Source organism: Arthrobacter sp. GQ119 (assembly GCF_059759125.1).
Window position 1 is genome coordinate 57,917 of record NZ_JCAXEA010000002.1, and the last position, 24,787, is coordinate 82,703.

General features: G+C 63.6%; 25 protein-coding genes and 1 pseudogene. 4 read left to right on the forward strand and 22 right to left on the reverse strand.

What is annotated here, in order from left to right; translation table 11 throughout:
* Window positions 1-130: 130 nt before the first annotated feature.
* Window positions 131-880, forward strand: coding sequence for an SDR family NAD(P)-dependent oxidoreductase (locus tag AC6CH3_RS02145; protein ID WP_498130889.1), 750 nt, complete (start codon window positions 131-133; stop codon window positions 878-880).
* A gap of 268 nt (window positions 881-1,148) precedes the next feature.
* Here AC6CH3_RS02145 and AC6CH3_RS02150 read toward each other — a convergent pair whose 3' ends face one another.
* The 10 genes from AC6CH3_RS02150 to AC6CH3_RS02195 form a co-directional block, all read right to left on the reverse strand.
* Window positions 1,149-2,180: a CHAT domain-containing protein gene (locus AC6CH3_RS02150; RefSeq protein WP_498130890.1), complete on the reverse strand. Its 1,032-nt coding sequence runs from the start codon at window positions 2,178-2,180 to the stop codon at window positions 1,149-1,151.
* A gap of 29 nt (window positions 2,181-2,209) precedes the next feature.
* The gene (locus AC6CH3_RS02155; RefSeq protein ID WP_498130891.1) at window positions 2,210-3,832 is read right to left on the reverse strand and encodes a hypothetical protein; all 1,623 of its coding nucleotides are present in this window, start codon (window positions 3,830-3,832) and stop codon (window positions 2,210-2,212) included.
* A 33-nt stretch (window positions 3,833-3,865) separates the two neighbouring features.
* Entirely contained in the window at window positions 3,866-4,450 is a 585-nt protein-coding gene (locus tag AC6CH3_RS02160) for a hypothetical protein (RefSeq protein WP_498130892.1), read from the reverse strand.
* A 14-nt stretch (window positions 4,451-4,464) separates the two neighbouring features.
* The gene (locus AC6CH3_RS02165) at window positions 4,465-4,665 is read right to left on the reverse strand and encodes a hypothetical protein (RefSeq protein WP_498130893.1); all 201 of its coding nucleotides are present in this window, start codon (window positions 4,663-4,665) and stop codon (window positions 4,465-4,467) included.
* A gap of 1,067 nt (window positions 4,666-5,732) precedes the next feature.
* A complete protein-coding gene (locus AC6CH3_RS02170; RefSeq protein WP_498130894.1) occupies window positions 5,733-6,299 on the reverse strand; it encodes a recombinase family protein in 567 nt (188 codons plus the stop codon).
* A 196-nt stretch (window positions 6,300-6,495) separates the two neighbouring features.
* Window positions 6,496-7,032: a universal stress protein gene (locus AC6CH3_RS02175; RefSeq protein ID WP_498130895.1), complete on the reverse strand. Its 537-nt coding sequence runs from the start codon at window positions 7,030-7,032 to the stop codon at window positions 6,496-6,498.
* A gap of 25 nt (window positions 7,033-7,057) precedes the next feature.
* Entirely contained in the window at window positions 7,058-7,348 is a 291-nt protein-coding gene (locus tag AC6CH3_RS02180; RefSeq protein WP_498130896.1) for a hypothetical protein, read from the reverse strand.
* A gap of 236 nt (window positions 7,349-7,584) precedes the next feature.
* Window positions 7,585-8,265 carry an RraA family protein gene (locus AC6CH3_RS02185; protein WP_498130897.1) on the reverse strand — a complete coding sequence of 227 codons (681 nt, stop codon included), beginning with the start codon at window positions 8,263-8,265 and terminating at the stop codon, window positions 7,585-7,587.
* A gap of 121 nt (window positions 8,266-8,386) precedes the next feature.
* Complete coding sequence (locus AC6CH3_RS02190) at window positions 8,387-9,373, reverse strand: hydroxyacid dehydrogenase (RefSeq protein ID WP_498130898.1); 987 nt, start codon at window positions 9,371-9,373, stop codon at window positions 8,387-8,389.
* Between the two features lie 7 nt (window positions 9,374-9,380).
* A complete protein-coding gene (locus tag AC6CH3_RS02195; protein ID WP_498130899.1) occupies window positions 9,381-10,706 on the reverse strand; it encodes an MFS transporter in 1,326 nt (441 codons plus the stop codon).
* A gap of 192 nt (window positions 10,707-10,898) precedes the next feature.
* Between AC6CH3_RS02195 and AC6CH3_RS02200 the strand changes: the two genes are divergently transcribed.
* The gene (locus AC6CH3_RS02200) at window positions 10,899-12,419 is read left to right on the forward strand and encodes an IclR family transcriptional regulator (RefSeq protein WP_498130900.1); all 1,521 of its coding nucleotides are present in this window, start codon (window positions 10,899-10,901) and stop codon (window positions 12,417-12,419) included.
* Between the two features lie 182 nt (window positions 12,420-12,601).
* A pseudogene (locus AC6CH3_RS02205) lies at window positions 12,602-12,765 on the forward strand (IS982 family transposase); the annotation flags it as partial.
* A 120-nt stretch (window positions 12,766-12,885) separates the two neighbouring features.
* On the opposite strand, the gene surE reads toward AC6CH3_RS02205, so the two are convergent.
* The 5 genes from surE to AC6CH3_RS02230 all read right to left on the reverse strand — a co-directional run bounded on the left by surE (window position 12,886) and on the right by AC6CH3_RS02230 (window position 17,066).
* A complete protein-coding gene (gene surE / locus AC6CH3_RS02210; protein WP_498130901.1) occupies window positions 12,886-13,671 on the reverse strand; it encodes a 5'/3'-nucleotidase SurE in 786 nt (261 codons plus the stop codon).
* Window positions 13,668-14,651 (reverse strand): PfkB family carbohydrate kinase, encoded by a 984-nt coding sequence (locus AC6CH3_RS02215; RefSeq protein WP_498130902.1) that lies wholly within the window; start codon window positions 14,649-14,651, stop codon window positions 13,668-13,670. Before AC6CH3_RS02215 ends, surE begins: the two co-directional genes overlap by 4 nt.
* 119 nt (window positions 14,652-14,770) lie before the next feature.
* On the reverse strand, window positions 14,771-15,298 hold the full coding sequence (locus AC6CH3_RS02220) for a hypothetical protein (RefSeq protein WP_498130903.1): 528 nt from the start codon (window positions 15,296-15,298) through the stop codon (window positions 14,771-14,773).
* Window positions 15,299-15,498: 200 nt separating this feature from the next.
* On the reverse strand, window positions 15,499-16,098 hold the full coding sequence (locus AC6CH3_RS02225) for a TetR/AcrR family transcriptional regulator (protein WP_498130904.1): 600 nt from the start codon (window positions 16,096-16,098) through the stop codon (window positions 15,499-15,501).
* Between the two features lie 182 nt (window positions 16,099-16,280).
* Window positions 16,281-17,066 carry a 5'-nucleotidase, lipoprotein e(P4) family gene (locus AC6CH3_RS02230; RefSeq protein WP_498130905.1) on the reverse strand — a complete coding sequence of 262 codons (786 nt, stop codon included), beginning with the start codon at window positions 17,064-17,066 and terminating at the stop codon, window positions 16,281-16,283.
* Between the two features lie 715 nt (window positions 17,067-17,781).
* Between AC6CH3_RS02230 and AC6CH3_RS02235 the strand changes: the two genes are divergently transcribed.
* Window positions 17,782-18,207, forward strand: coding sequence for a ChaB family protein (locus tag AC6CH3_RS02235; protein ID WP_498130906.1), 426 nt, complete (start codon window positions 17,782-17,784; stop codon window positions 18,205-18,207).
* A 12-nt stretch (window positions 18,208-18,219) separates the two neighbouring features.
* Here AC6CH3_RS02235 and AC6CH3_RS02240 read toward each other — a convergent pair whose 3' ends face one another.
* The 7 genes from AC6CH3_RS02240 to AC6CH3_RS02270 all read right to left on the reverse strand — a co-directional run bounded on the left by AC6CH3_RS02240 (window position 18,220) and on the right by AC6CH3_RS02270 (window position 24,720).
* Entirely contained in the window at window positions 18,220-19,476 is a 1,257-nt protein-coding gene (locus AC6CH3_RS02240) for a cytochrome P450 (protein WP_498130907.1), read from the reverse strand.
* Window positions 19,452-20,129 carry a dethiobiotin synthase gene (gene bioD, locus AC6CH3_RS02245; RefSeq protein ID WP_498130908.1) on the reverse strand — a complete coding sequence of 226 codons (678 nt, stop codon included), beginning with the start codon at window positions 20,127-20,129 and terminating at the stop codon, window positions 19,452-19,454. The genes AC6CH3_RS02240 and bioD overlap by 25 nt, the downstream gene beginning before the upstream one ends.
* A complete protein-coding gene (locus tag AC6CH3_RS02250) occupies window positions 20,126-21,283 on the reverse strand; it encodes an 8-amino-7-oxononanoate synthase (RefSeq protein ID WP_498131135.1) in 1,158 nt (385 codons plus the stop codon). Before AC6CH3_RS02250 ends, bioD begins: the two co-directional genes overlap by 4 nt.
* A gap of 8 nt (window positions 21,284-21,291) precedes the next feature.
* Window positions 21,292-22,701 carry an adenosylmethionine--8-amino-7-oxononanoate transaminase gene (locus AC6CH3_RS02255; protein WP_498130909.1) on the reverse strand — a complete coding sequence of 470 codons (1,410 nt, stop codon included), beginning with the start codon at window positions 22,699-22,701 and terminating at the stop codon, window positions 21,292-21,294.
* Window positions 22,698-22,925 carry a biotin synthase auxiliary protein BsaP gene (gene bsaP / locus AC6CH3_RS02260; RefSeq protein WP_498130910.1) on the reverse strand — a complete coding sequence of 76 codons (228 nt, stop codon included), beginning with the start codon at window positions 22,923-22,925 and terminating at the stop codon, window positions 22,698-22,700. Before bsaP ends, AC6CH3_RS02255 begins: the two co-directional genes overlap by 4 nt.
* 2 nt (window positions 22,926-22,927) lie before the next feature.
* The gene (bioB, locus tag AC6CH3_RS02265) at window positions 22,928-23,950 is read right to left on the reverse strand and encodes a biotin synthase BioB (RefSeq protein WP_498130911.1); all 1,023 of its coding nucleotides are present in this window, start codon (window positions 23,948-23,950) and stop codon (window positions 22,928-22,930) included.
* A gap of 155 nt (window positions 23,951-24,105) precedes the next feature.
* The gene (locus tag AC6CH3_RS02270) at window positions 24,106-24,720 is read right to left on the reverse strand and encodes a hypothetical protein (RefSeq protein WP_498130912.1); all 615 of its coding nucleotides are present in this window, start codon (window positions 24,718-24,720) and stop codon (window positions 24,106-24,108) included.
* Window positions 24,721-24,787 lie beyond the last annotated feature (67 nt).

Below are 24,787 nucleotides of genomic sequence, written 5' to 3' on the forward strand. Positions count from 1 at the left end.
AGTCAAGACGGCAAGCAGCCACACCTCAGAACAAACACCCCAAGTAAGGACCTCTGACGATGAAACGAGCCACCCACAACCCAACCCCCAGCGAACAGTGCATCAGCCAGCCGGCGAACGGCATCACCAAATGAGCCTCAAAGACCAGGTCGTTCTGGTAACCGGATCAAGCGGTGGAATCGGCGATGCAGTCGTCGACGCACTCACAGCCGAAGGGGCCCTCGTCATAGGTGCCGACCGCGCCCCGAAGGAGGGCCAGGAATTGGCCGGCTTCTTCCCGCTCGACATCACCTCCGAAGAACAGTGCGCCACAGTCGTCCGCGACACCACAGCGAAGTACGGGCGAATCGACGCCCTCGTCCACGCAGCTGGGGTCCTTGGCCCCACGCCGGACATCATGAAAACAACGACCGAAGAATTTGACTCCATCATGCGGATCAACGGCTCCGGCACGTTCTCTATGGTCCGGGAAACCGCGCAATCAATGATTGGCACCGGAACTCCAGGTGCCATCGTGATCCTCTCCTCCGTTGCAGCCAAAGAAGCCCGCCTCAATTACCTGCCCTACAACGCAAGCAAACTCGCAGTACTTCACATCATGTGGTCCTTCGCCGAGCTGCTCGGCCCCAACGGCATCTCGGTCAACGCCATCGCACCCGGCCCGGTAAACACTCCCATGTGGGCACAATTCGCAAAGGACTCGGGCCCCGATGCAGCGGCAAACCGGGCCAAGCGCGCCGCGCAACTTCCCATGCGCCGGTTCGCCGAACCAGACGAAGTCGCCCGCGCCATCCTTTTCCTTGCCGACCCGGACAACCGCTACATCACTGGCGTATCCCTCGATGTTGCAGGCGGAGCACACCTGGGAATGGGAACCTGATCCAGAACCCACCAAAGGATGATGCAGGCAGCCCTGAATTCACACCGGCTATGGCCATATGAGGACTTGGCAGGACTCTAGGCCGACTTTGCCTGGCGCAAGGACGTTGTCCGGCCACCGGTGCCCCACTCCCAGGGGCGTCCGGGCGAATTCGGGCCTGGCTCTAACGACCATCAACACATGAATTCTGTCAGGCTGGGGTGTGCGTCAACTTGATAGTGGTCGAGGTGCCGATCTCGCTAGGGGATCCTCTATGGATAGAAAGAGCCTACTGAAGCGGCCAGCCTAGGGATGGTGAATCGCTACCCGAGCGAGTCCTATCGAGCGGTCCGACCTTGCCGAGGAGAATGAAGCCTGCCCACGTACTCGGGTCGGGGTTTCGAAGTCTTGCCGCTTGTTGGGCTCTGCGAAGCGCGTCCAACCGCGAGCGTCCAAGCAGCAATTGATTGTAGAAATCGTCCATGAGAGATGCCGTTAATTGGTCCGGAACGTTCCACAGACTGACAACGAGTGAACGTGCACCAGCTAGCATCAAGGCCCGCCGCAAGCCAAATACTCCTTCCCCTGATACGACCGCGCCCAGTCCGCTGCCGCATGCTGACAGGGTTACAAGTTCTGTTCCTGAGAGATCCAAGGCCAACATCTCTTGAGCCGAGAGAAAGCCATTGCCTGCCCGTGTCGGAGGATTACCGCCACTTGCATACGTCTCCGCCCCCGCGAACGCCAAAACACAATCCGTCATGGTCCACCTCGCTTGCACTACGCGTGCTTCCGTTCCGTTGCTCCTCCAACCAGCAGTGCTTAAGAAGCATCCGTGCGTCGCCAAGTGAAGTATTTTGGGATGTTTGGCGTTGAGAACCACCTCTTTCACTGCTTCGGAACCAGTAATTGGGTTAATGCCTAGGCGCTGCGCGACGGCCGTCACTTCCCTTTCCGTGCCTGGCAAATTCTGAAAGACCTGGTCTGTTCTACGATCCCGCGAGCCTCCACTTTCGGTCCCCAAGTTAAAGGCTGGCGCACCCACCACAAGGGGTAGTGCTGCCTGGACCGACGTATCGCGCGAGACGTCGATCAGATCTCGAGCCGTTGAAAGGTAAGACACGTCATGGGAAGACACCAGCTGGACACCGTTTACGTCCGGGACAATTTCAAAAGACAGGTTGTGTAAGTGGCCATCAGGTGCCAGAAGCAAGTGACTCGCCTTACCAACAGCATCCAGGAGCGGCTGCAGCAATTGCTCGGATAAGACCGTTAGCGCCGATGTCAGTGACTGATCAGTTGTCCCGGACGTGTGGTTCATTGCTGCGCGGAGACTTTGCACCGCCTTGTTCAGGGGGCTGCGGAGCCCAGCTCTACTACTGCCACTTCCTCTGCGCTCGGCCGCAAGACAAACCCAATGTAACGGCGGCCGTCCGCGGGATTCCCTTGCAGCTCGCTCACACCAAATCCTATAAATTCAATCAGCGCAGCGTTGCTGGGAATAGCGGAGATTAGGTCCGGCAGGTCAGGAGATCTGTGTCCGACTGCTTGCGAAACATATCGACCCAAGTCCGCTTCAAGCTCGCCGATCTCACGCTCCCAGGACGCCAAAAGCAAGTGCTGCTCTGACTGCTCTGACTGCTCTGAATGGGCTCCTGACAACAAGAGCTGGGCCGTCCAAAGCCGGAGTTGCCCCAGCTTTTCAAGGCGATCATGCATATCGGGATGTTTCCGTGTAAGCAGGAAATGATGCTCACGCATCGCAATGTCTAAAGCTATGCCCTTTCGCCGAAGGACAAGCTCATATATGCGTCTGGACGACTCGCTGCTCCAACCTAACAGCGACTGCAGAGAGACCAGAGCCTCAAGGTGAATCCTCGCCTGCGCCAAGTAGATAAGCCTCTGACGTTCGGACAGAACCGGCAGGATGTCGATGAGTGCTAGGTTGACGTCCTCAGTTGCTGTCAGGAGGGTTTCCAAAGCGAGCTCCTCTCGACCTTGAGCTGCAACGCACCGTGCTGCCAGGAAAGCAGCATCCGCAACTTTAGGATGCTGTGACCCAAGCGCGGCCCGCAATTGAGTCAACCCAAGCATTGCGAGCTCTTCCGCCTCATTCCAGCGGTGAAGATCAGCCAAGCAATTCGCTGTAGCGAGGGTCGCCTCAGCCAAGTCCTTGGAGGGACCAGTGCCGACGACGGAGGACCAGTAGCTCATGGCCGTCCTGTAAAGGGGCTCCGCCTGCGTCGCCGCGCCACCGGATAACAGTATTGCGGCCTGGACGCCGGCGCCTATCGCCGAAAAATATTGTCGTTGGGCGGGCCGCAAAGCAGGGAGCATCGAATATAGCCAGTCAATTGAGTTTCGCGCCCCCTCATTGTCACCGCCTTGCTGTTGCAGACGTGCAAGTTGAAGTACCGCTCCAGCGAGCTCGGAGTCACCTGCAAAGAGCCGGCCCGCCATTCGTTTCCAGATAAGCCGTCCGACCTTTTTCTGTGCGTCGTCCCGCGCATCGCAGAAGTAGCTAAGGGCCGCATTTAAGGAACTAGCACCTGCTGAGAAGTCACCCAGCGCTTCATGCGCAAGGCTGCTCATTAGAGCCAGTTTGAGCACTGCCTTCGCATCCCCGGACGCTGCGGATGTCGCACGTGCAGTGCGCCCGGCCCGATCCAGCAAGGGCAGCGCCTCCGCATATCGCCCCAAAGCCAACAGGGTCGGCCCGATCATGGTGGCCACCATGTCCTTTGCGGCCTCGAGTTCTTGATCTCCGGCTCGGTTGCGCCTTTCTGCCGCACGGTCGAAGAGACGCCCAACATCGTCTATGACCTCGTTCACTAGACTGAAGGCGCGTTGCGCCTGCCCCGTGCGCTGAAGCGTCTCTGCTTCTGTCATTTTGCGTCGTAAACCAACAAAGACTGGAATGGCTAGGCGCGTAACTTCTCCTACCGAAACATCCTTCTCCGGATTCTGATGCATTGTTCCCTCCGTCTTTAGTAACGGTGAAGAAACTTACAACTGCTCCACGAGTACGACGACGATCGACGCCGACAGTAGGCCGAAAGCTAGAAGTTGGGCCCATAGAGCGTACAAGAGTCTATTTGCCTTCACTGCGTTTCCTTGGCGCAGACTTTTGATCGTGCGGCTATTGGCATGAGTTAATTGCCACCTGGCATTGTCCTCTTCATCTAGCCAGAATTCGTCGCGAGTCCACGAAATGAGCTGTTCCGGGGTGACTACGACGTAAAAAACCAATCGGTTAGCCAGTAGCGCGAAAAGCGCGGCCGAGCACAGGGCGAGGGTAGCCAACCCAAGCAAAATGATGGTGAGCTGCGAGGGCCGATAATCAGTCATCTTGGTGACAACCGCTATCAGGGCAAAGCTAAGCGTTACGAAGGAGCCTGAACTTGTAATGACAGTGACCGACCGGCTGTCCAAGGCTGCGCGGCGCTCCCGCTCATTCTTGAGTTCCTGCGATACAAACTCATAGAAAAGACGGCCGCCCACTGCCGTTTCAGCATCGTCGTTAGGCACGCTGGCACTGCCACGACGCGACAGGAAACGCGCCGCCTTGAGCCTTCGTACCTGGTCGAACATGGTTGGGCGAGAGACTAGCTTCTGGCATCTTCGCCGAAGTCCTCGTCCAGCCAAGTGGGCTCAGGACGGAGCCCATGCGGCACGGCGTCGGACTCCCCGCTCTGGACCGAACCGCCTCCGCGCACCTGTTCCATCTCTATCTTGGACGGATCAGGTCTTTTCTTTTCATTCATTGACCCTATGTGGGACGGCTGGGGTCCATTCTTTTCATCCATTAGCCCTCCTATGGAGTGTTCCGCCCAGCATGTGCTCAGACATTTTGTTCCCCATTTTCGCACTAATCACGCGGCACTAAAAGGAAGCAACGACGATGAATCTGGCACGCGCGTTCACGCCCGCGTACTCCAGCTTGGCCTGGACGTAGGTACTGGTAGACCGTTTGCTGGCTACTTCCGTAACCGCCGGCAAGGACGACGTTTCGGAGCGCCGTTGTCGGCGTGCTGGACTAGCCTTGCCGCACACATACAAACAGGCTCGAAGAACAGCGCGGCAGCTTTTAGATGTACGTCAAGTTGGGGGTGTCCCCTAACTGGACGAACGTCCATGAGCCAGGGCCACGCACTTGTCCGAGCTGTCCAGCGTTGCATGACGAGGGTGTCCACCAGGAACGCCCCGTCATGGAAAAGGAAACAGTCCCGTCCCAAAAAAGGTAAGGCGCGCAGTTGTTCCGAGGCCTACACTCAGTCATGGACACGATCCCAGCGTTGATCTTGGTATTCGGTGCGGCATTGGCTTGGATAGGTTTAACGGCATTCATACTTCTGAAGCTGCGGCGCCGCAGGAAGGGATCCTCCGTGGTGGCCTCGGCTCCGACTCCTCCCGACCCCACCAGCAACCGTCCCCATAGACCCTGGCGCCGTGTCCGCTTGGTAACGGGCCAATCCCCAGCTCGGCGACGCAGATTGCACGTCAAGAAGGTCCACGGCTGAAGACTCAGCCACCGAAGTGTTCAGTGAAAAACCTGCGAACGCCGGGCAGCCAACAATTTGATAGACATCGTCCGCCAAGGGTGAGATGGTCACGGCCGGAGCCGGATATGGACGGGTCCTGGCTCTTGCACCGGCGCGAGCGGTAACCGGATACGGGAAACTCTTCTGGCTGTAACTAACTGCGCTTCGCAATGAACGCCAGACCTGAGCTTGGGGGAGAAAACCACAAATGATGGCAGGAAAAAGCCCCTTTTTGCAGGTACTCCCCCGCGTGAACGCCGATAATGGTGATTCCGTCAACCTGCGCCTTTTGCAACTATGGCTAGCCGGCCGGGTCGGCAGGGGGGAAGGATCTAGGAAAGTTTGCCTTGGCGAAGGTACTGGTAGACCGTTTCCCGGCTGATGCCGTAGTCGCTGGCGAGGACGGACTTCGGAGTTCCACTGGCCGCCCGCTGTACCAGCTCGGCCGCCCGTTGCGGTGTGAGAGTCTTTTTCCGACCTTTGTAGGCGCCGCGCTGCTGGGCCAGGGCGATGCCTTCGCGCTGCCGTTCCCGGATGAGGGAGCGTTCGAATTCGGCGAATGCCCCCATGACGGAGAGCATGAGGTTGGCCATGGGGGAGTCCTCGCCAGTGAAGACCAGCTGTTCCTTGACGAACTCCACGCGCACGCCTTTGCGCGTGAGGCCCTGGACCAGGGCTCTCAGGTCATCGAGGTTGCGGGCGAGTCGGTCCATGCTGTGCACTACGACGGTGTCCCCGTCGTGGGCGAACCGCAGCAGCTCCGTCAGTTGCGGTCTGGAGGTGTCCCTGCCCGAGGCTTTGTCGGTGAAGACCCGGTCCAGAACCCGGCCCTCGAGCTGACGGTTCTCATTCTGGTCCAGGGTGCTTACGCGTACGTACCCGATCCGCTGTCCAGCCACCAGAGCCTCCAAACCCTCAACCTGTCAGATTGAGTTCTATGGCCTTTATTGGAGCAGGTCAAGATACTTGGATTGGTCGATGTCAGAGTGGGTGGGCTTCAGCCTGAGATCAGCGGTTGGTTGATCATGTGTATTAGTAACCGCCATCCACAGGAATTGGGGGTGGCGGTTCCGTTGGAGGCACAAGGCGTGGGAGTTATGCCTTGGACGGGTCCTGGCCCTTTGTCTTGGAGCCCTTCCAGAGATGATGCGTACGGGGGCTGCCCTCGGCGTGCACCTCCCTGTCCGATCGCACCACGAGCACGGGGCAGTCAGCGTGGGAAACGCAGGCTGAGCTTACGGATCCGAGATGCATGCCCAGGAAGCCTCCGTGACCGCGCCGCCCAACCACCAGCATCGCGGCGCCGGCGCCGGCTTCCACCAGTTTGTCCCGTGCCGGGCCACGGATCAGTTCCTGGCTGAGATTCCTGGGTACGTCCGGCCCCAAGGCCTTGGTGACGGTCTCGGCCAGGATTTTGGCTTCAGCCGCTTCAGCCGCTTCGATCGCTTCGTTCGCGTCGTAGTCCGGTGGTACGTAACCAGTTTCATCGGCGTACACGGGCGGGAGTTCCCAGACGGCTACGGCATGGATTCCGGCTTCAAGTGCGGGCGCTAACCTGGCAGCAAGCCGCAGGGCCTGTATCGAAGATTCCGAACCATCGATGCCGACGACCACTTTTCCTTTCGTGTCCATCATTCTTCTCCTTGAATGCGGATCTTTAGTTGGTTGAGGATACCGGACCGGGCGGTTTATCCACGTGATGAAGGGCGGCGGCGGCCATGCGGTAGGAAAGCTTTCCTTCAAGTCGCCGGGGTTCGACCCACACTTCGAAGCCTAGCGCGGCCTCAAAGAGAGCCCTGGGTGCCCACTCGTCAGGCGCCAGCCAGATCACGGAAGAGTCGGGCATCGCCGCGTCGACTCTGCCGGATCTGATGACGTTGCCGTCTTTTCGGATCTCAACCGGGGCACCGACGAGCCGGTTCCATTCGTCATGGCGGTACTTGATCATCTCTCGTTCTCTCGGGTAGTCGCGGAAGTGGCGCCGGAGGACATTGGGACGCCATCAGGGCTCGAGGTTGGCAACGGCGGACGGGTGGCGCCGGCAGGGGCCGGCGGCGTTTCATGTCCCCTGGGACACGAGGGCTGCGTGAATCAGTAGCTGACAGCTGCGGGCGTGCGTAGTCACCGTTTGCCCGTCCGGCGTGGCATTGATGGTGACTTGCCGCAGGCGTCCTGTGCCTGGTCTTAGCTGCTGCTTGCCAGGTGCTTGACGGCTCCAGCGGCAGTTGCCGTGGTGGAGTTTCTGATCCTTGTGCGGAGGTCTTCTTCGTATTTGTCGATGTCCGCGAGTCTGCGAAGCACGCTTTCGGCGCGCTGAGCGGGTATGACGGCGACGCCGTCGTCGTCGGCGGTGATGAGGTCGCCGGGGTTGATGACGGTGCCGCCGCAGGCCACGGGTACTGAGACGGCTCCCGGCCCATATTTCGCGGGACCGGCGGGCGAGACGCCGCGGGCCCAGACGGGCAGGCCGAGTTCCTTGATGGCTGCACGGTCCCGGGTTAGTCCGTCGATGACGACGCCGGCGATGCCGGCGGCGAGACAGATTTCAGCCAGCAGGTCACCGAATACGGCCCGGGTTGTTCCTCCGAGCGCGTTGATGACCAGGATGTCGCCGGGCTCGGCGTCATCAAGGGCGCGGTGGATGGCGAGGTTGTCGCCTTCACGGGTCAGTACTGTCAGTGCCGGGCCGACGCACCGGCCGGTGGCCCATTGTGATGCGATGCCTGTGTCCATGAGGCTAAGCCGGTCCATGGCGTCACCGACATTGGCTGTGGGGTACTGCTTCAGGCCCTCAACGAACTCCCTGACGGAGTTGGTGGGACGGTGGCCGACGGTGAGTGAAGTAGTTGCTGCATCGATAAACATGGTGTCTTTCAGAGGCTCGTAGGGTGTATTTGTGCCGCTTCATCACACCTGCAGGTGGCGGCTTGTGTTGCTGCCGGCAGGGGCGGCGGTCCGGTAGCCGTTACGGGGTTTGTTCCGCTGGCTATGCGGGGGCGGGAGCGGTGATGCTGTTTACTGCGTGGTCCGGCCGCTGGCCGGCAAGGGCCTGCTGGATGGCCTGCAGGGCGCCGGTTCCGGCAGCCAGGAAGGCCTCTTCGCTTTGCCCGGCGACGTGCGGTGTCACGATCAGGTTCGGCACGTCTGCGATCTGGATCTTGGAGTGCGCTACGGGGTCTTTCATATCCACGGACTCTCCTTCAAGGACATCGAGTCCTGCCCCGCCCAGGTGCCCGTTCTGCAGCGCCTGGGCCAGGGCAGGTTCGTCGATGAGGCCGCCGCGGGAGGTGTTGATCAGCACCGACCCGGGCTTCATCCTGGCCAGGGCGTCAGCGTTGATGATTCCGGCCGTCTGCTCGGTCAGCGGCATGTGCAGGCTGAGGACGTCCGAGCCGGCAATAACCTCATTGAGTGTAGCCGGGGCAGCACCGGCAGCCTGGATGGCGGAATCCTGCACGAAGGGATCATGAACCAGGACGTGCATGCCGAAGCCCTGGGCGATCGTGGCGACCATGCGGGAGATGTTGCCGAAGCCGAGCAGTCCCAGGGTGCGGCCGTGCAGTTCAAAGCCGTTCATGTGGGGTTTGGCCGCGGCCCAGTGCCCGGCGGTGGTCTGGGCAGTCCCGTAGGGCACTTTCCTTGCCAGTGAGAGCAGGAGGGCGAAGACGTGCTCGGCGACGGCGCGGCTGTTGCTGCCCGGGGTGGTGGTCACCCAGACACCGGTGTCGGTGGCCGCGCCGATGTCGACGTTGTCGGTTCCTACTCCGTGGCGGGCGATGATGCGCAGCCGTGGGGAGGCGTCGATTTTTTCCCGGTCGAAACGTTCGGCCCGGAGCAGGACGGCGTCGATACCGGTGCTGACGTCTTCGTAGCGGACGGCGTCCGGGCCGTAGCCCAGATGCACCTGGCCCAGGGTGTGCAGTTCTGCCAGTACGTCGGTGTGGATCTCGTCGGAGACGTAGAAGGTCGGCATGGTGTTCCTAGCGGTAGAGATGGGAAGCGGCGGTGAGGGTGTTGTTGCGTACCGTGCCCAGCAGCACGGCCAGGCCCAGGGCGCCGAAGATCATCAGCATGTAGGCGGGGATCATGGTGTTGCCGGTGTTGCCGATGAGCCAGGTAGCGACGTAGGGGGCGCCGGCTCCGCCGAGCACGGCCCCGACGCTGTGGCCGAACGCGACCCCGCTGTGGCGGACTTCCACGGGGAAGAACTCGGGCATGGCTGCGTAAGTGCCTGCCTGGCAGAGGGCGTAGGGCACCATGCCAAGGAGCAGGCCGAAGATCGCCAGTGCCAAGGAGCCGGCGTTCATGAGCATGAACGAGGGGAACGTGAGCGCGATGTAGGCGATGTAGGAGGCGGTCAGCAGTCGCTTGCTGCCGATGCGGCTACCCAGTTGACCGGCCAGGGGGATCAGCAGCGCGGCGGCGGTGACGGCGATAAGGACGATGGTTGCAGCCTCGGCCTTGGTGAAGTCCAGGACCGTGCTGAAGTAGACGGCGACGTAGACGGTGCCGATGTAGGTGCCGATGTTCTGCACGAGGGCGATGAAGAAGACCTTGGTCAGGCGTGAGCGGTGGTTGCGGAACAGTTCAACGATCGGGGCGCGGGTCGTCTGTCCTTTGTTCGCGCTCTGGGTGAACTCCGGGCTGTCCTCAATTTTCAGGCGCATGACCAGGCAGAGGATGCCCAGCGGGATCGCGAGGAGGAACGGGATCCGCCAGCCCCAGGATTCCATTTCCGCTGCGGGCACCAGGGTCGCAGCCAGTGCAGCAATTCCTGCCGCGCCGGCCTTGCCCAGCACGCCGACGCTGGGAATGAAGGAGATGTAGAGGTTCCGGCGCTCCACAGGGGACCATTCGCGGATGTAGGTCGCGGCACCGCCGATTTCACCACCGGCGGAGAGGCCCTGCAGCATCCGCAGCAAGCCCAGCAGGATGGGCGCCCAGATGCCGATCTGCGCATATGTGGGCAGCAGCGAGGTAAGGCCCGCAGCGCCGCTCATCAGGATGACCGAGCCGATGAGGCTGGCGCGCCGGCCGTAGCGGTCACCGATGCGCCCGAAGAAAATCGCCCCCAGAGGACGGACCAGGAACGCCGTACCGAAAACCAGGAAAGTGTTCAGCAGCCCCGCCACCGGATCACCGGCGGGGAAAAACACCACAGCTATCGTCGCGGCGACATAGCCGAAAACACTGAAGTCGTAGTACTCGATAAAAGTACCGAACGCGGCAACACCGGTAGCCTTCTTCGCCTTTTTCAGATGGACGGCATCCGCCAACGGGGGAACGGTCTGACTAACTTGGGGCATCCTTGCTCCTAATAAAAAGTGGGACAGTGTCCTAGAATATAAGTTAAGTGTGATGTGCACCATGGTCTCTGTCAAGTGGGGCGTTGCGGTAAAGGTATGTCCTGGTCCTCATGGCTTGTGGTGTGCGGACGGTAGCGTGGTGAAAGCAGTCCGGGCCTTTAACCGGAATATCAAGAGAGTGGTGGAACAGTAGTGAGCGAGAGCGCAGTAGCAGGGAACGAGCGCATTGTTGATGTCCTGCACGCCCTGGTGACCCGCGCAGAGGCGACCGGCGTACGGGAACTCGCTCATGCCCTGGGCGCCAGCCGCAGCACGGTAAACCGCATCCTGCTGGGTCTGGAAGAACACGGGCTGGCCGCCGTCACCGGCAACGGGAACTATCAGGTCGGACCGCGGCTACGTGTTCTGGGTGCTGCGCTTCACGCACGCCACCCGCTGCTGCGCGACGCTGAGGCCATCATCGAACACCTGGGCGAACAATCGGATGCCACGGTCCTCATCGCAGTTCACGACGCACCCCGACCCGGTGTCGTCGTCGTCGCCTGCCGGCGCCGGCCTGGGCCCATCAAGTATCTCCTCGAACCCGGGACGGTTTTGCCCCTGCACGCTGGAGCGACAGGCCGTGCAATCTTGGGCCGGCTTGGAATCGATGCCCTGGGCGACCGCCCACTCGAGGCCGCGACCCCCGACACCGTCATTGATCGCGCGGAGCTGGAGAAGCTGCTCCAAGAGGATAGAAAGGCCGGATATACGATCAGCGTGGGACAGCAGTTCCCACTGGCTGCCGGCGTCGCCGCATCCTTTTACTGCGGGGGACTGACCGGGTCTGTTTCGATCACGCGTCCGCGCTTCCTCACCAGCGATGAAGACCTGGTCCGCTTCGGACCGATGGTCCAGGACGCGGCGCATGCAATAGAAGCCAAATGCGCATTACCCCCGTCGCCGGAGGATCCGGACCCCATCGGGAACCCTGCCGGCTCCACCGCCTTGGTGCGCATCATCAAGCTCGTGACGGCACTGGTCGCCGAACCGTCCGGGATCACCATGGGAGCCGCACTGGCGCGCCGTATCGGGGCCAACATAGCCACCACTAACCGCCTGGTCTCCACCGCGGTCGTCACTGGCTTGGCTTTGGCCCAAGCGGACACCCTGCATCCTGGTCCGCGCCTGTTCCACTGGGCCGCCCGTCTAGGTCCCACAGCCGATATCCCCTCTGCGGCACAACCGATCCTCCGTGACCTTGCCCAAGAATCCGGTGAGACCATCGGGCTGATCCAATTTCACACCGACACCAAACACGCTGTGATGACGACGGTGATAGACGGTGTCCGGCCGCTGCACTACGGGCTTGCATCAGGCGTTGCCATTCCCCTCTACGCCGGCGCCGGCGGCAAAGCCATCCTCGCCCACTGCCCGCCGGGCGAACTGGACAAACTCGCGCTGGAACCCCTCACAGAACGCACCCAAACAAACCGTGACGCCCTTTCGAACGACCTCCAGTCCATCCGAGAGCGCGGGTGGGCGACCGGCAACGGTGAGCGCATCCCGGACGCCTTCGGCGTCAGTGCCCCCTACTTCATCAACGGCGCTATTGCTGGCTCCATCACAGCGACAGTGTCAAGGCTACGACTGCCCGATCTGGACGTCGAAGCTCTCGCACACATGGTCCAGCGGGCTGCCCAGCGGCTCACGCTGCTTCTCTCCGTACCTTAATCCATGCCCTATGGCCCCAAGAGGTCATTACTGCCGCGACTTACGCACTGCCCGCCGGCCTGACCGTCCAACAGCTCGCAATGACCTGGGCCCAGTTCCTCACAATGGCCGAGTCCCTCCGAATTTTTTTCAAAGGCCGATAACCGTGATTCGGTCAAGGTAAGGGAGGCTTCTCGGCCTGCGGCATCCGCCAATGGATTGAATTTTTCCTCGACACCCTCATAGGCCAACTCACCCTGGAACAAAACGTAGGACGGACCATCGCCGGGGTCTACACCAGAGTCTCCGTCAGACTCTTGGTCTCGCAGCCGGCATCTGGCATTACAGGCGCATCAATGCGCCCCGCCTTGTGTGGGCACTGCCCCGTGAGCGGTGCAATGCGGGAACGCGACGGCAGGAAAGCGCACGACGGCGGGAGGTCCTTGGGTTCTAGCCGTCGTGCGCTTCGGGTTTGAAGCCTTCCGCCCTAAGCCTTTGCAGCGGCGCGCGGTAGGCTCTGCAGGGACGGGTGCGCCGTTCCTGTGACTGGCTGCAGGGCGGTCACCGTGGCGTAGCCTGCCGCCAACAAGGCAGCGTCGCTGTCCGGATCAGGCTTCTCGGCCGTGTCGGCGATGGCAAGCCGCACGTGCTGCTGCCCCCGTTCGGCCAGGGTGGTCTGCACGATGCCGAACCGGGTCAACGTCGCCGTCCGGTACTCGGGCAAGTCAGGCCCGGCATTGTTCGGGACATTCAGGTTCAGCACGGATCCAGGCTCCTGCTCCAGAAGGAACGGCAGTAGCCCGGTGGCCAGCTGCGCGGCGGTGTCCCAGTGGATCGTGTCCGGGTTCAGGCCGGTGTCCAGGGAGACCGCCATCCCGCGGCGGTCGTTGACGCCCGCTGTCAAGGCCGCGCCTACCGTGCCGGAATGCAGGATCGCCCGGCCCACGTTCGCCCCGCGGTTCACCCCGGACAGGACCACGTCCGGCGGGGCGCCAAAGGCGCCGTGGGTGGCGATCATCGTGATGAACGCCGGGGCGCCATGGACGGCGAAGGCCTTCACCCCGTCCAACTCCTCCAACTCGCGCTCTTCAAAAGAAATCTTGCCGTCCTCTTCCATGGCGGTGATCGACGCGCTGCTGCCGCTGGCTTCCGATGCGGGGGCCGCCACCACAACATCCAGCCCCGCCCGGACAGCCGCGGCGGCCAATGCATGCAGGCCGGGGGAGGCGATACCGTCATCGTTGGTAATGAGGACGCGTATGGGCTGGTTCATGATGTTCTGACCTTTCGCGCCAGCTCGTCCGGACTCACCTGCTTCGCCGGTTCCGCTGCGCCGGTGTCCAGCGGAACAATCTTGACGAGCCTGGCGACTTCGTGGATGACCGACGCCTCACCCGAGCCCAGCCCATGGCGTGTGACGTTGTGGGCGCCGGCTGCCGTGCCCAGGACAACGGCATCGTGGAGCGTGCCGCCGTCGGCGAGAACCGCGGCCACCCCGGCGGTTAGGGAATCACCGGCGCCACTGGTTTCCACCGTTTCGAACCGCGGGACGTGGATTTCGCTGATTTGCCCGTCACTGAGGAACAGGGATGGATCATGCGCCCGGGTAATGATGACAGCCTGCGCACCCTCCTTATTGAGAGTGTGCATGGCCTCAACAAGGAGGTTTGTCTCGGACGCATCGGCCCGGCCGCTGCTCACCACTTCCTCGTCGGACATCTTGACCACCGAGGGTTTGCCCTCCAGGATGCCGTTCAGCCGCTCGCCGGCCAAGTCCGCGACGACAATGCATCCGGCGGTGCGCAGGTCGGCAGTCAGCCTCCGGTACATGTCCGGTGGCACCGAATCCTCCCGCCCGGTGCCGCTGAGGATCACCGTCCCGGCCTTCATCCCCGCCTGCAGCGTCAGTCCGTACAGTTCGTCCAGTTCATGGCGTGTGAGCCGGTGGCCGGGCGACTCCGCCACCACCTCGCGTTCGCCGCCACGGCGGTCGTGCACATAGGCGCCGCTGCTGCCTTCGCCGGACACCGGCAACAGCTTTACACCTTCGTCATCAATCAGGTGCTGCAGGACGCCTCCGGTTTCACCGGAAAACACGGCGCACATCGTCACGTCGGCTCCGAGCACCTTCAACATGCGGGCCTGCCAGACGCCCTGACCCCCGGCGTGGAGGTGGATGTCTGCGCTGCCTTCCACGTCCTCAACTGTGACGGTTAGGACGGGTGACGGGGCAAAAATCACTACGGAACCCATGCTTCCTCCGCCCCTTTCGGCCTGACAACTCGAATCGTGACCACGGTTTCCTCTTCCCGTCGGAATCCTCCGACCGTCATTTCGGACAGATCACCCCAATATACTAAGCGCACTTAGCATCAAGGTGAAGCGGAATGCTCGACGGCGGCCCTACCGCGTCCAGCGCCGCCTGGATGCCGCCGCCCACCGGTTGATTCTGGTAATGCGCCTCCGTCGACAATGGAGGCTTCTTCCTTGACTTCTTCCAGGACCGCGCGCGCGGCTGCCGCGTCGTGGAGGTCCAGCAGGTACTTCTCCTGCTCCTCGATCCTGCGGCGGTAGAAGTCATGGGCGGCTTGTTTCGTGATCGCCAGCGCTTCGCCGATCTGGGCCCACGTTGCGCCTGCCTCACGTGCCGATTTGATGACGTGCCAGCGCCTGGCCGTGAGCAGCTCGACGGCCTTCGCGTTCGCGCGCAGCGCCTCGAGCGCTGCGACTTCCCTTACCCCCGTAAGGAACTGTGCTGCGGCCTCCCGCGCCTGGTCGCTGCCGGTGGCAGACACTTCGCGCCAGGTCTCGCCGCTGTTGAAGTCTTCCCACACTTTGAGCAACTCGTGGACATCACCGCTGCTGAGCGCTTGCTCGACCGACCCTGCATCTCCATCCATGAAGTCAAGCTAGCTTGACGACTCCCGCAGGTCAAGTGAAGCTTGGATCAGCCAGATCCACCCGGGCCCACCGGCATCCACCTGCAGAGTGGCCTGGCTGCTTGAACGCACAGACCTGCAAGTAGATGAGGATTCTGAGGAGTGTATCAGTGGTGTCAGGATGGGTTTTAGGGGACTTTTTGAGCAATTTCCGGAAGGGTTCAGGGCCGGTGGTAGGCCATGAGCAGTTCGGCCATGACCCGGGCGCGGACAGCAGCGCGGGAGTCGCCCTCGGCCGCGGCGACGATGGCTCCCTTGATCAGGATGTGAATGGACCAGGCGAAATCGTGCGGGTCGTTCAGGCCAGCAGATTCTGCGAGTTCCGCGATCTGCTGCCGCGTCCTATCCAGGTACTGGATGCTCGCTTTCCCGAGGGGGTGGTCGGGGCCCATCTCCATCATCACGTGTAGGAAAGAACTTACCTGGACAGCGCCCTGGCGGAACCAGTCGTCGAAGACGTCAAAGATGGTCAGCATGGCAGCCTCGTCGCTGGTCCCGCGCCGGGCAATTGCGTTCTGGATCGCGGCAGTGCGTTCCAGGTACCACTGCTCGAGGAAGGCAAGGACGACGTCGTCCTTGGAGCGGAAGTGCCTGTAGAAGGTTGCCTTGGCCACACCCGAAGCACGGATCAGTTCGTCCACTCCGACGTCGCGAATCCCGCGCCGGGCGAACAGTTCGTAGGCGACGGCAACGATCTTCTCCCGGGGCTTGTCCGTTGCAGGGCGCCCTGGCTGTTCGGCCCTGATCTCTGGTGTCTGCACACACGGATAATACACAATACGGCTGGACCGAGACAGACCGTTCTGTCCCAAGGCTGCCGGGCTGTACCATTCTGCTCCCTTTGGGGACGCCGACAATGCCCGTCTCGGCGTTAGTGCTTACGCCGATCAGGGCGTCCTCTTCGCTGGCAGTGCGAAGGCTCCGGGGAATGCCTGCAGGAAGATCACTTAGTGACTTCCAGCTCGGCGTTCCACTTGTCGAGATCGGCATCCTCCCACGAGCCGTAGGTAGGATTCGGCAGGATGAACCAGTCGTCGCCGAAGTGCTTGGCGTCTTCTTCGACGAGCTGCCGCTGCTGGTCCAGATCCGCATCCGCATAGTCGCCAGCGAAGTCATGTAGGGTATCGCCCAGTTGCATGATGACCTCGTGCTTCTCCTGGATCTTGGTGCGCCGCTCCTCCTTCGACGGGCCCAGCAACCTCACGTGGTCCTTTGATACTTGGGGGAAGTCCAGCTCCTTGAGTGAGGCGATGGTGGCGTCGAGGTTCTCCTCGGTCCGGTCGGAGAGGTAGTAGATCGAGACGCCCATCTCATCGGCAATCTTGAAGAACTCGGCGGCGCCCGGGATCGCGGACGGCGAGCCCTCGAGCTCCCACTGGCCCCAAGTATCCCAGACGCTGTAGTCGTGGCAGGCGGTCATGTCGCGGGCCAACAGCTCGGTGTTGTCGATCGCGGTCTCGTCCAGATCGGTGATAATCGCGAGGTCCTTGGACTTGGCCTGCCTGACTCTCTCCCCGAGGCGCTCGCCAGCGATCCGGTAAGTCTGGGACTGCAGCGCCTGTGCCTCGGCGCTTTGCTGCTGCCAGCGCAGACCCATCGCGTGTTCCTGTACCGCACAATTCCCGGAGTTGGGGCTCTTCTCCGCACGCACAGCGCCCTGGTCGATGGCGGCGCAGCCGGCGGCAGCCAGCAGGGACACGACGGCGATACTCGCGGAGGCAATGCTCATGGGTCTCTTCAAGGTGAATCTCCTCGTTCAGCAAGATGGACTTGGTCGGCTAAAGCCTGTATTGACGTTTTCTGGCCCTTCACAATTGAGCATGGTTAGGCGTGGTCCGCCGTGCCCGAAAAACTCGGGTGGCGACGGGCCGGTTCTGGTGCGCCGGCTTCTCGTGCATTGTGATCAACGTCATATGGAGGACAGTAGCTAAGGTTGAACAAGCGTTCAAGACCCTGCGTTGGCTCCCGCGGCACGCCCGGCTGTTCCGATCCCTCCACGAGGCTGCCTGTATTTCCTGTGACGCTGCATGAGGCGGGGACTGGAAAGATATTCAAATTCGCTGTTGGATAGCTGCAGGTACAGCAATGGGGGCAACGAATGGCACGAGTAATTTTCCATGATCCGTTTGTGGACAAGGAGCCTATTTCCATCGAGCCGTCCGAGGGCTCGTCTCCAGCTCCCCTTCCTCGGCCTGCGCCTGCAGACCCCGCCGACTCAAAGCCGCGGACATTGCCTCCTCACGGCCATGAACGTGAGGTGCAGCAGCTCATCTACGACCTTGCGGTTCTTGCCGCTAAACAGGATCCGCCCGCGTCATAACGAAGGCAGATGGGCGTCCAGATCGCCCCGATGCTCATCGAGCGTGACCCGGGGACCGGAAGCAACATGGCAATTAAGCTGGTGCTATCTGAACGATCAACGTGCGGATAAAGGAGTGACTGACATGCCTAAGACCGGCAAGAACGATCACGCCCGCAAGGATGAGCTTCCCTCGACCCTGCAGCGTTCAGAGCAGAAAGCCCAGGACACTTTCGCCAAAACCTATGATTCCGCCCTCGAGTCCTACGACAACGACGAGAGCCGGGCTGCCCGTGCAGCCTACGCCTCGCTGAAGCACAGTTACGAGAAGGTGGGCGACCACTGGGAGCCGAAGGAGGAGCGCGGACCCTCAGACAAACGCGCGGAGGAGGGACTCGATTCGTCTCAACCCACGGCCGGTGGCGTGGATGCCAACGCGTCGAAGGAGCATCTCTACAAGCGTGCGCAGGAACTGAACATCGACGGCCGTTCGAAAATGAACAAGGACGAGCTCGTCACAGCCCTGCAGAAGGCCAATGACGCCGCAACCCGGAAGGCTCGAGGAGACTAGCCAGGGAAGCTGTCACCCCACCCTGTTCGTTACCCTCACAGTCCGGGGCGCCTGGAAGGACAGGAGCCGGATCCATTCGGGTTCATGGTCCAGCAGCCGGATTCCCGGCAGCGCGGCGGCAGTTTCCTGGACGGTGACGGACGCCTCGAGTTCTGCCAGCTTGGCGCCGAGGCACCGGTGGATGCCGGACCCGAAAACCAGGCCGAAGGGGGACGGCGCGTCCCGGACCGGTGTGCCGGGCAGGGAGGGCTCGGCCGGTGCCGTGATCTGGTTCGCGGTCAGTTCGAGGAGGATCTCGGTGCCGGCGGGAACCAGGTCCTCGCCAAGCAGGGTGTCCTGCGTGGCCACGCGGCGCCACGTCGGGACCGACGATTCGGTGGTAAGCACATGCCTGACAACGGACCTGGAGCCCTCCTCGGAGGCCGCGTCCTTCCACCCCAGGGGCGCGGATCCCTCCAGGAGCCGGAACAGGGTGGTGCTGATCAGCTGGGTGGTTGTTTCCTGGCCGGCGATCAGCAGGAAGTAGCCGAGCGAACACATTTCAGGCCTGGACAGGCCGTGTTCGGACAGCGACTTGAACAGGTTGCGTCCGGGAGCGGCCACGGACTCGGCGACGAGCCGGCGCAGCCAGACGTAGAAATCGGCGGCGCTGCGGGCGAGCTCGAGCTGCCGGTCCTCGCCGGGCCATCCCCAGAACAGTTCCATGGACTCCAGACCCCACTTTTTGAGGGGTGCGAGGTCCCGTACGGGCAGCCCGAGGAGTTCGAGCATGACGACGGCGGGCGGAAACGCCGCCACCGCCTGCACCAGGTCCACCTGGCCGGACCGCTCCAGCTGCCCGGCAGAGTTCCCCGCCGCTTCCCGCACCAGTTCCCGGATACGCGGCTCCATAGCCGCGACCTTCGCCGGCGTGAAATAGCCCGCCACGACCTTCCGGATCCCCGCATGCGTGTCGGTGTCGTTGCTGGCCAGGACCGGAGGCAACGCGAAGCCCACGCGCTGCAGCACCCGCAGGGCGGGACCCGCAAGCGGCGTCACAGCGATCAGGGCATTCGCGGGACTGAAGTCGGAGGGCCGGTGCAGGGCTTCCCGAACTACGTCCGGGTCGCGGACCACCAGATACGGGCACCGGGCCTGGCCGGAGCGCTCCGCTGGCTCCGGGCGCGCCGCCGGCTCGGAGCGCTCCGCCGTCTCCGGGCCTTCAGTGAGCGGCTCCGCGGATCCTGCAGGGGACAACGCCGGGCTCATGCGGACAGGCCATTCAGCCACGTGCCCGCTTCGGCACGGAAGGTGGCCGGGGAGAGTGCCGCGGCGTGCTCGGGAATGACGCCGAGCAACGGCACGCCCAGCGATCCGAGCACCTGCCGGTTGCCGATGTGGACAAAGTCCGGATCGGCGGGCCAGCTGCCGAGCACGATCCCCAGGGTCCGAAGGCCCCGGGCTTCCAGCGCCTCAAGGGTCAAATCCGTGTGGTTCAGCGTTCCCAGGCCCGGCCGGGCGACGAGCACGAATGCCGCTGCCAGGAGCGCCCCGAGGTCCGCCAGGCTGCCGCCGTCGGTGTCCAGCTTCACCAGCAGGCCGCCCGCGCCCTCAACCAGGACATGGTCGTGGCATGCGGCAAGGTCGCGGATCTTCTCTGCGTGCGCAGCCACCCGGGGGAGCTGCGTCCCGTCGACGGCGGCAGCCGCCACCGGGGCCAGGGGCTCCCGCAGCACGACGCCGGTTTGTGCAGACACGGCGCCGGCGAGCCGGACAATTTCGGCGGCATCGGAATCACCCACGGCTGCTCCTGACTGGCAGGGCTTGTAGACCGCGACGCTCCGGCCCTGCCTGGTGAGGGCAGCGGCGAGGGCCGCCGTCGTTATTGTCTTGCCGACTCCCGTGTCTGTTCCTGTGACCAGGATGATGTCCGGCAGGTTCATGGCAGTTCCTCCAAAATGCTGCGCAGCACCGCGCAGCTGTCTTCGATTTCCTGGGGTGTCAGGGTGGCGCGTGCGGTCAGCCGCAAACGCGAGACCCCGTCCGGGACGGACGGTGGGCGGAAGCAGCCGATCCGGACGCCGGCCGTGCGGGCGGCGTCGGCCGCTGCCAGGGCAGATTCGGCGGACGGCATGGCGATGGACTGGACGGCGCCCGACGTCGGGAAAACTGCGGCGCCGCGCGCTGCAAGGGCAGGGGCGAGCCCGGCGGCAAGTGCGGCCGCGTTGCTGCGGACGGCCTCCGCCCGCCAGGGTTCGTTCCGGATGATCCGTACCGCGGCGAGGGCTGCCGCTGCGGAGGCGGGCGCGAGGCCGGTATCGAAAATGAAGCTCCGGGCGCGGTTGATGAGGTGTTCGCGCAGCAGGGCGGATCCCAGGACGGCTCCGCCCTGGCTGCCCAGGGCCTTGGACAGCGTCGCGGTGACGATCACGTTCGGATGCCCGGCAAGGGCGGTCCCTGCCACCGAGCCGCGGCCCTGAAAGCTGCCGCTGCCCGTGACGCCGATGCTGTGCGCCTCGTCAACCAGCAGCACCGCGTCATGCTGCTCGGCCAGGCCCAGCAGGTCCGGCAGCGGGGCTGCGTCGCCCAGCACGCTGTACAGGGATTCGACGGCGATGAGCGCCCGGGGCTCCGTCCGGTCAGCCAGCAGGCGGCCGGCCGCCCCGAGGTCGTTGTGCGTGAACGATTCCGTGTGTGAGCGGCTGAGCCGGAACCCGTCGATCATCGAGGCGTGGCACTGTTCATCCGCGACGATCAGCGTCCCCGGTCCGCCCAATGCGGTAATCACGCCGACATTAGCCAGGTAGCCGGAGGAGAACACCAGCGCCGTCTCTATGCCGGCCAGGCGGGCGAGCTCGTGCTCGAGATCCAGGTGCAGCTGCGTGGTCCCGGCCACCAGGCGCGAGGATGTGGCGCCCGCGCCCCACCGCGACGCGGCCGCCGCGGCAGCGTCCGCGAGCCGCGGGTCCGCGGACAGGCCAAGGTAGTCGTTGCTGGCCAGGTCGATGAAGTGTTCGCCGGCAACGCGGGGGAGCGGGCGGCGGACCAGGCCCCGGCGGTCCCGGACTGAAGCCTGCCGATGGAGCCACTGCGTCATCGAGGCGCTCATGCCGCACCGCCCAACCCTGTAAGGATGCACTTCCGCGCCGGGACGCGCTCATGGACTTCGCGCTCATGGACTTCGTGCCCATGTACTTCGGCGACGGCCGCCGTCATGCCTGCGGTGATCTGTTCGATGTCAGCCGCCGTGCTGATGTACGGGGGCATGGTGTAGACGAGATTCCGGAAGGGGCGGACCCAGACGCCGTGCCGGATGGCCGCGGCAGTGACCGCGGTGACGTCGACGGCGTCGTGCAGTTCAATGACTCCGACTGCGCCGAGGGTGCGGACAGCGCGGACGGCCTCGAGTTCCAGAGCGGGGGCCAGCCCGGCCTCCAGGCCGGCGCCGATCCGGGCGACGTCGGTACGCCAGCCGCCGTCGTCGATGATGCCGAGGCTGGCGTTGGCCACCGCACAGGCCAACGGGTTTCCCATGAAGGTGGGGCCGTGGAGGAGCGCCCCCGACGGACCGCCGGACACGGCGGCCGCTATGTCCGCGGTGCAGAGCATCGCGGCGAGCGTCAGGTACCCGCCGGTCAATGCCTTGCCCACGCACATGATGTCCGGGACGACGCCGGCATGGCCGGCCGCAAACAGCTCCCCTGTGCGGCCAAATCCGGTGGCGATCTCGTCGAAGATGAGCAGCAGCTCGTGCCGGTCCGCCACGCGGCGCAGTGCTGTCAGGCATTCGGCCGGGTAGGCGTGCATGCCGCCGGCTCCCTGGAGGAGCGGTTCGACGATGATCGCGGCCAACTCCCCGGAATGCGCGCCCGCGAGGTCCTGCAGCTCCGATGCCCATGCCTGCACCGCCTCGGGTGTGGCGGAAGCAGCGGCAGGGGGACGGGGCGCAAACACGTTGCCGGCCAGCAGTCCCGGAAAGGCGGAGTGCATGCCGTCCACCGGATCGCAGACGCCCATCGCCGCAAAGGTGTCGCCGTGGTACCCGCCGCGAAGGCTCAGGAACCGCTGCCGCGATGGCCTGCCCGATGCGGTCTGGTACTGCACCGCAAGCTTCAGGGCAACTTCCACCGAAACCGAACCCGAGTCGGCCAGGAACACGCGCTCCAGGCGGGACCGGCCCGGCGCCGACGGGGCCATGTCCACCAGGCGCTCGGCGAGTTCCACGGCCGGGGCATGGGTGAGACCGCCGAACATCACGTGGCTGAAGCTGTCCAGCTGCCGCTTCGCGGCGGCGTCCAGTACGGGGTGGCGGTAGCCGTGGATCACCGACCACCACGAGGACATGGCATCCACCACCTCATGCTGCCCGCCGTCGTCCCCGCGGAGCCGCAGCCGCACGCCGTCGGCCCCCTCCACCTCCCACAGCGGAAGGTCCGGGGAAGCCGGCGCGTAGGGATGCCACAACCGTGCGCGGTCCCGCTGGATCAGGCCCGCAGGCGCAGAAACCCGGGTCATCTGGCAACCACCCCGTGGCGGGAGCACTCCGCCGTCCAGCCCAGCGGCGTCACCTGGACTTTCATGCGGCGCCGGCAGGCCGCGCAGTAGCGCGGCGGTTCCATCGCCAGGCGCTCGGCGCAGCGGTGGTGAACGTTCGACGCCGGGCCGTCGCCGCCGTCGGCCGGCTCGCCGCAGAGCCCGCAGAACTGTGCCGGACCGGTGGTTGAGCTTAGCGAGTCCATGCTTACAGAGACTTCTGGAGTTCCTTGATGGGCATGTTCAGCTCGACCAGCAGGTTCAGGTCGGCGGTGGCAGGGCGTCCCAGGGTGGTGAGGTAGTTGCCCACGATGACCGCGTTGATGCCGCCGAGGAGGCCTTCGCGGGTGCCGAGATCGCCGAGTGTCAGTTCCCGCCCGCCTGCATAACGCAGGACTGTGTACGGCATGGCGAGCCGGAACGCGGCGATGGCGCGGAGGGCGTCCTTGCCGTCCATGATGCCCTGGTTTTCGAGGGGGGTTCCGGGCCGCGGGTTCAGGAAGTTCAGCGGAACCTCGTGCGGCTCGAGGGCGGCGAGCTGGGCCGCGAGTTCGGCCCGCTGTTCCAGGGACTCGCCCATGCCGATCAGGGCGCCGCAGCACAGTTCCATGCCCGCGGCCTTGACCATGTTGCAGGTCTCGAGACGCTCCTCGTAGGTGTGGGTGGTCACCACCTCCGGGAAGTAGCTGCGCGCCGTTTCCAGGTTGTGGTTGTAGCGGTGGACGCCCCACTCTGCCAGCTGGTCCACCTGGCGCTGGGTGAGCATCCCCAGCGAGCAGGCGATGTTGATGTCCACTGCCTCGTTGATCCGGTCGATCGCGAACTTGATCTGGTTCATGAGCTTGATGTCCGGGCCGCGGACCGCGGCGACAATGCAGAACTCCGTGGCGCCGGTGGCCGCCGTTTCCTTCGCCGCCTTGACCAGCTCGGGGATGTCCAGCCAGACTCCGCGCACGGGGGAGTCGAAGAGCCCGGACTGGCTGCAGAAGTGGCAGTCCTCGGGACAGCCGCCCGTCTTGATGGAGATGATGCCCTCCACCTCGACGTCCTCGCCGCAGTGGCGGAGCCGGACCTCGTGGGCCAGCTGCAGCGCAGCGGGGATGGCTTCGTCGGGCAGGCGCAGGACGTCCACCAGCTGGTCCTGCGTCAGGCCCCGGCCCTCCTCGAGGACCTGTTGGCGGGCGGTGTCGAGAATTTCGTATCGTGCGGGGAGTGCTGCCTGGATCGTCATTGATGGTCCTTTGCGCTGACTAGCTGCGGATTTGCCTCACAGCCGACGCTAGTTTTTCCATGACGACGGGATTTTGTTGGGTGTCTACAAGGGAGCGGCCCGGGCTTTGGTGACGGCCCTCAGCCAGTCACCAAACGTGCGCCGCCGGGCACGCCTTATGCTGCCAGCCGGTTCGGGCCGCCGAGCCAGTAGAGGGCGACGTCGACATCTCTGGCAGTCCAGATGTGACCGTGCCGCTTCGCGATCGACCGCAGATCTTCCACGAACTCCATGTAGCGCTTGTACCTGCCGGGCGCCGCGGTGAGCGTACGGCCCAAAGACTCCAGCCCGGCGTTGGCGCGCCGGTCATACACGGCCATCCGCAAAGGAGCTGCGGCCAGCAGAAGAGCGGAGGCGTAGGCGTCTCCCTTTTCGAAGCCGGGCAAGGGCGACAGGGCACTCCGGCCGGCAGAAGCCGCTTTAGGTACGGAGAGCGAGAGGTCGTTCACGGCAGACACAGCCCGCTCCGTCACCGCCCGCACTTCCAGATCCTGCATTTTCATCAAGTCCCGGACCCATGGCGTATCCGCACGGAGCCGTTTCCAGAAAAGCAGGGCCCCCATATCGGCCTTGCCGATGCTGGCGGTCGCCTGAATTCGATCAGCGACTTCGGTGAGCACCTCGTCGTATGCCGGCGAGGTTGCCGCCATATAGGCGGTGTGGGCTGCGCGCAGCGTTTCCCAGACCTGCGAGTCGGGCATAGCGCGGGGTGTTTCGTCCTGCTTATCCATGGTTTGAAGCATGCCACCCGTACCGAGACCTCTGGTGAAACTATGGTGAACAGTTCAGTAGGGGCAA

Excerpts from the sequence above, each read along its gene's own strand:
- AC6CH3_RS02180 (WP_498130896.1), bottom strand. The coding sequence starts at position 7,348 with ATGATCAAGTACCGCCATGACGAATGGAACCGGCTCGTCGGTGCCCCG.
- bioD (WP_498130908.1), bottom strand. The coding sequence starts at position 20,129 with ATGAACCTGCCGGACATCATCCTGGTCACAGGAACAGACACGGGAGTC.
- AC6CH3_RS02270 (WP_498130912.1), bottom strand. The coding sequence starts at position 24,720 with ATGGATAAGCAGGACGAAACACCCCGCGCTATGCCCGACTCGCAGGTC.
- AC6CH3_RS02250 (WP_498131135.1), bottom strand. The coding sequence starts at position 21,283 with ATGACGCAGTGGCTCCATCGGCAGGCTTCAGTCCGGGACCGCCGGGGC.
- AC6CH3_RS02220 (WP_498130903.1), bottom strand. The coding sequence starts at position 15,298 with ATGGATGGAGATGCAGGGTCGGTCGAGCAAGCGCTCAGCAGCGGTGAT.
- AC6CH3_RS02255 (WP_498130909.1), bottom strand. The coding sequence starts at position 22,701 with ATGACCCGGGTTTCTGCGCCTGCGGGCCTGATCCAGCGGGACCGCGCA.
- AC6CH3_RS02215 (WP_498130902.1), bottom strand. The coding sequence starts at position 14,651 with ATGGGTTCCGTAGTGATTTTTGCCCCGTCACCCGTCCTAACCGTCACA.
- AC6CH3_RS02230 (WP_498130905.1), bottom strand. The coding sequence starts at position 17,066 with ATGAGCATTGCCTCCGCGAGTATCGCCGTCGTGTCCCTGCTGGCTGCC.
- AC6CH3_RS02185 (WP_498130897.1), bottom strand. The coding sequence starts at position 8,265 with ATGTTTATCGATGCAGCAACTACTTCACTCACCGTCGGCCACCGTCCC.
- bsaP (WP_498130910.1), bottom strand. The coding sequence starts at position 22,925 with ATGGACTCGCTAAGCTCAACCACCGGTCCGGCACAGTTCTGCGGGCTC.
- bioB (WP_498130911.1), bottom strand. The coding sequence starts at position 23,950 with ATGACGATCCAGGCAGCACTCCCCGCACGATACGAAATTCTCGACACC.
- AC6CH3_RS02155 (WP_498130891.1), bottom strand. The coding sequence starts at position 3,832 with ATGCATCAGAATCCGGAGAAGGATGTTTCGGTAGGAGAAGTTACGCGC.
- AC6CH3_RS02175 (WP_498130895.1), bottom strand. The coding sequence starts at position 7,032 with ATGGACACGAAAGGAAAAGTGGTCGTCGGCATCGATGGTTCGGAATCT.
- AC6CH3_RS02195 (WP_498130899.1), bottom strand. The coding sequence starts at position 10,706 with ATGCCCCAAGTTAGTCAGACCGTTCCCCCGTTGGCGGATGCCGTCCAT.
- AC6CH3_RS02165 (WP_498130893.1), bottom strand. The coding sequence starts at position 4,665 with ATGGATGAAAAGAATGGACCCCAGCCGTCCCACATAGGGTCAATGAAT.
- surE (WP_498130901.1), bottom strand. The coding sequence starts at position 13,671 with ATGAACCAGCCCATACGCGTCCTCATTACCAACGATGACGGTATCGCC.
- AC6CH3_RS02160 (WP_498130892.1), bottom strand. The coding sequence starts at position 4,450 with ATGTTCGACCAGGTACGAAGGCTCAAGGCGGCGCGTTTCCTGTCGCGT.
- AC6CH3_RS02235 (WP_498130906.1), top strand. The coding sequence starts at position 17,782 with ATGCCTAAGACCGGCAAGAACGATCACGCCCGCAAGGATGAGCTTCCC.
- AC6CH3_RS02145 (WP_498130889.1), top strand. The coding sequence starts at position 131 with ATGAGCCTCAAAGACCAGGTCGTTCTGGTAACCGGATCAAGCGGTGGA.
- AC6CH3_RS02190 (WP_498130898.1), bottom strand. The coding sequence starts at position 9,373 with ATGCCGACCTTCTACGTCTCCGACGAGATCCACACCGACGTACTGGCA.
- AC6CH3_RS02150 (WP_498130890.1), bottom strand. The coding sequence starts at position 2,180 with ATGAACCACACGTCCGGGACAACTGATCAGTCACTGACATCGGCGCTA.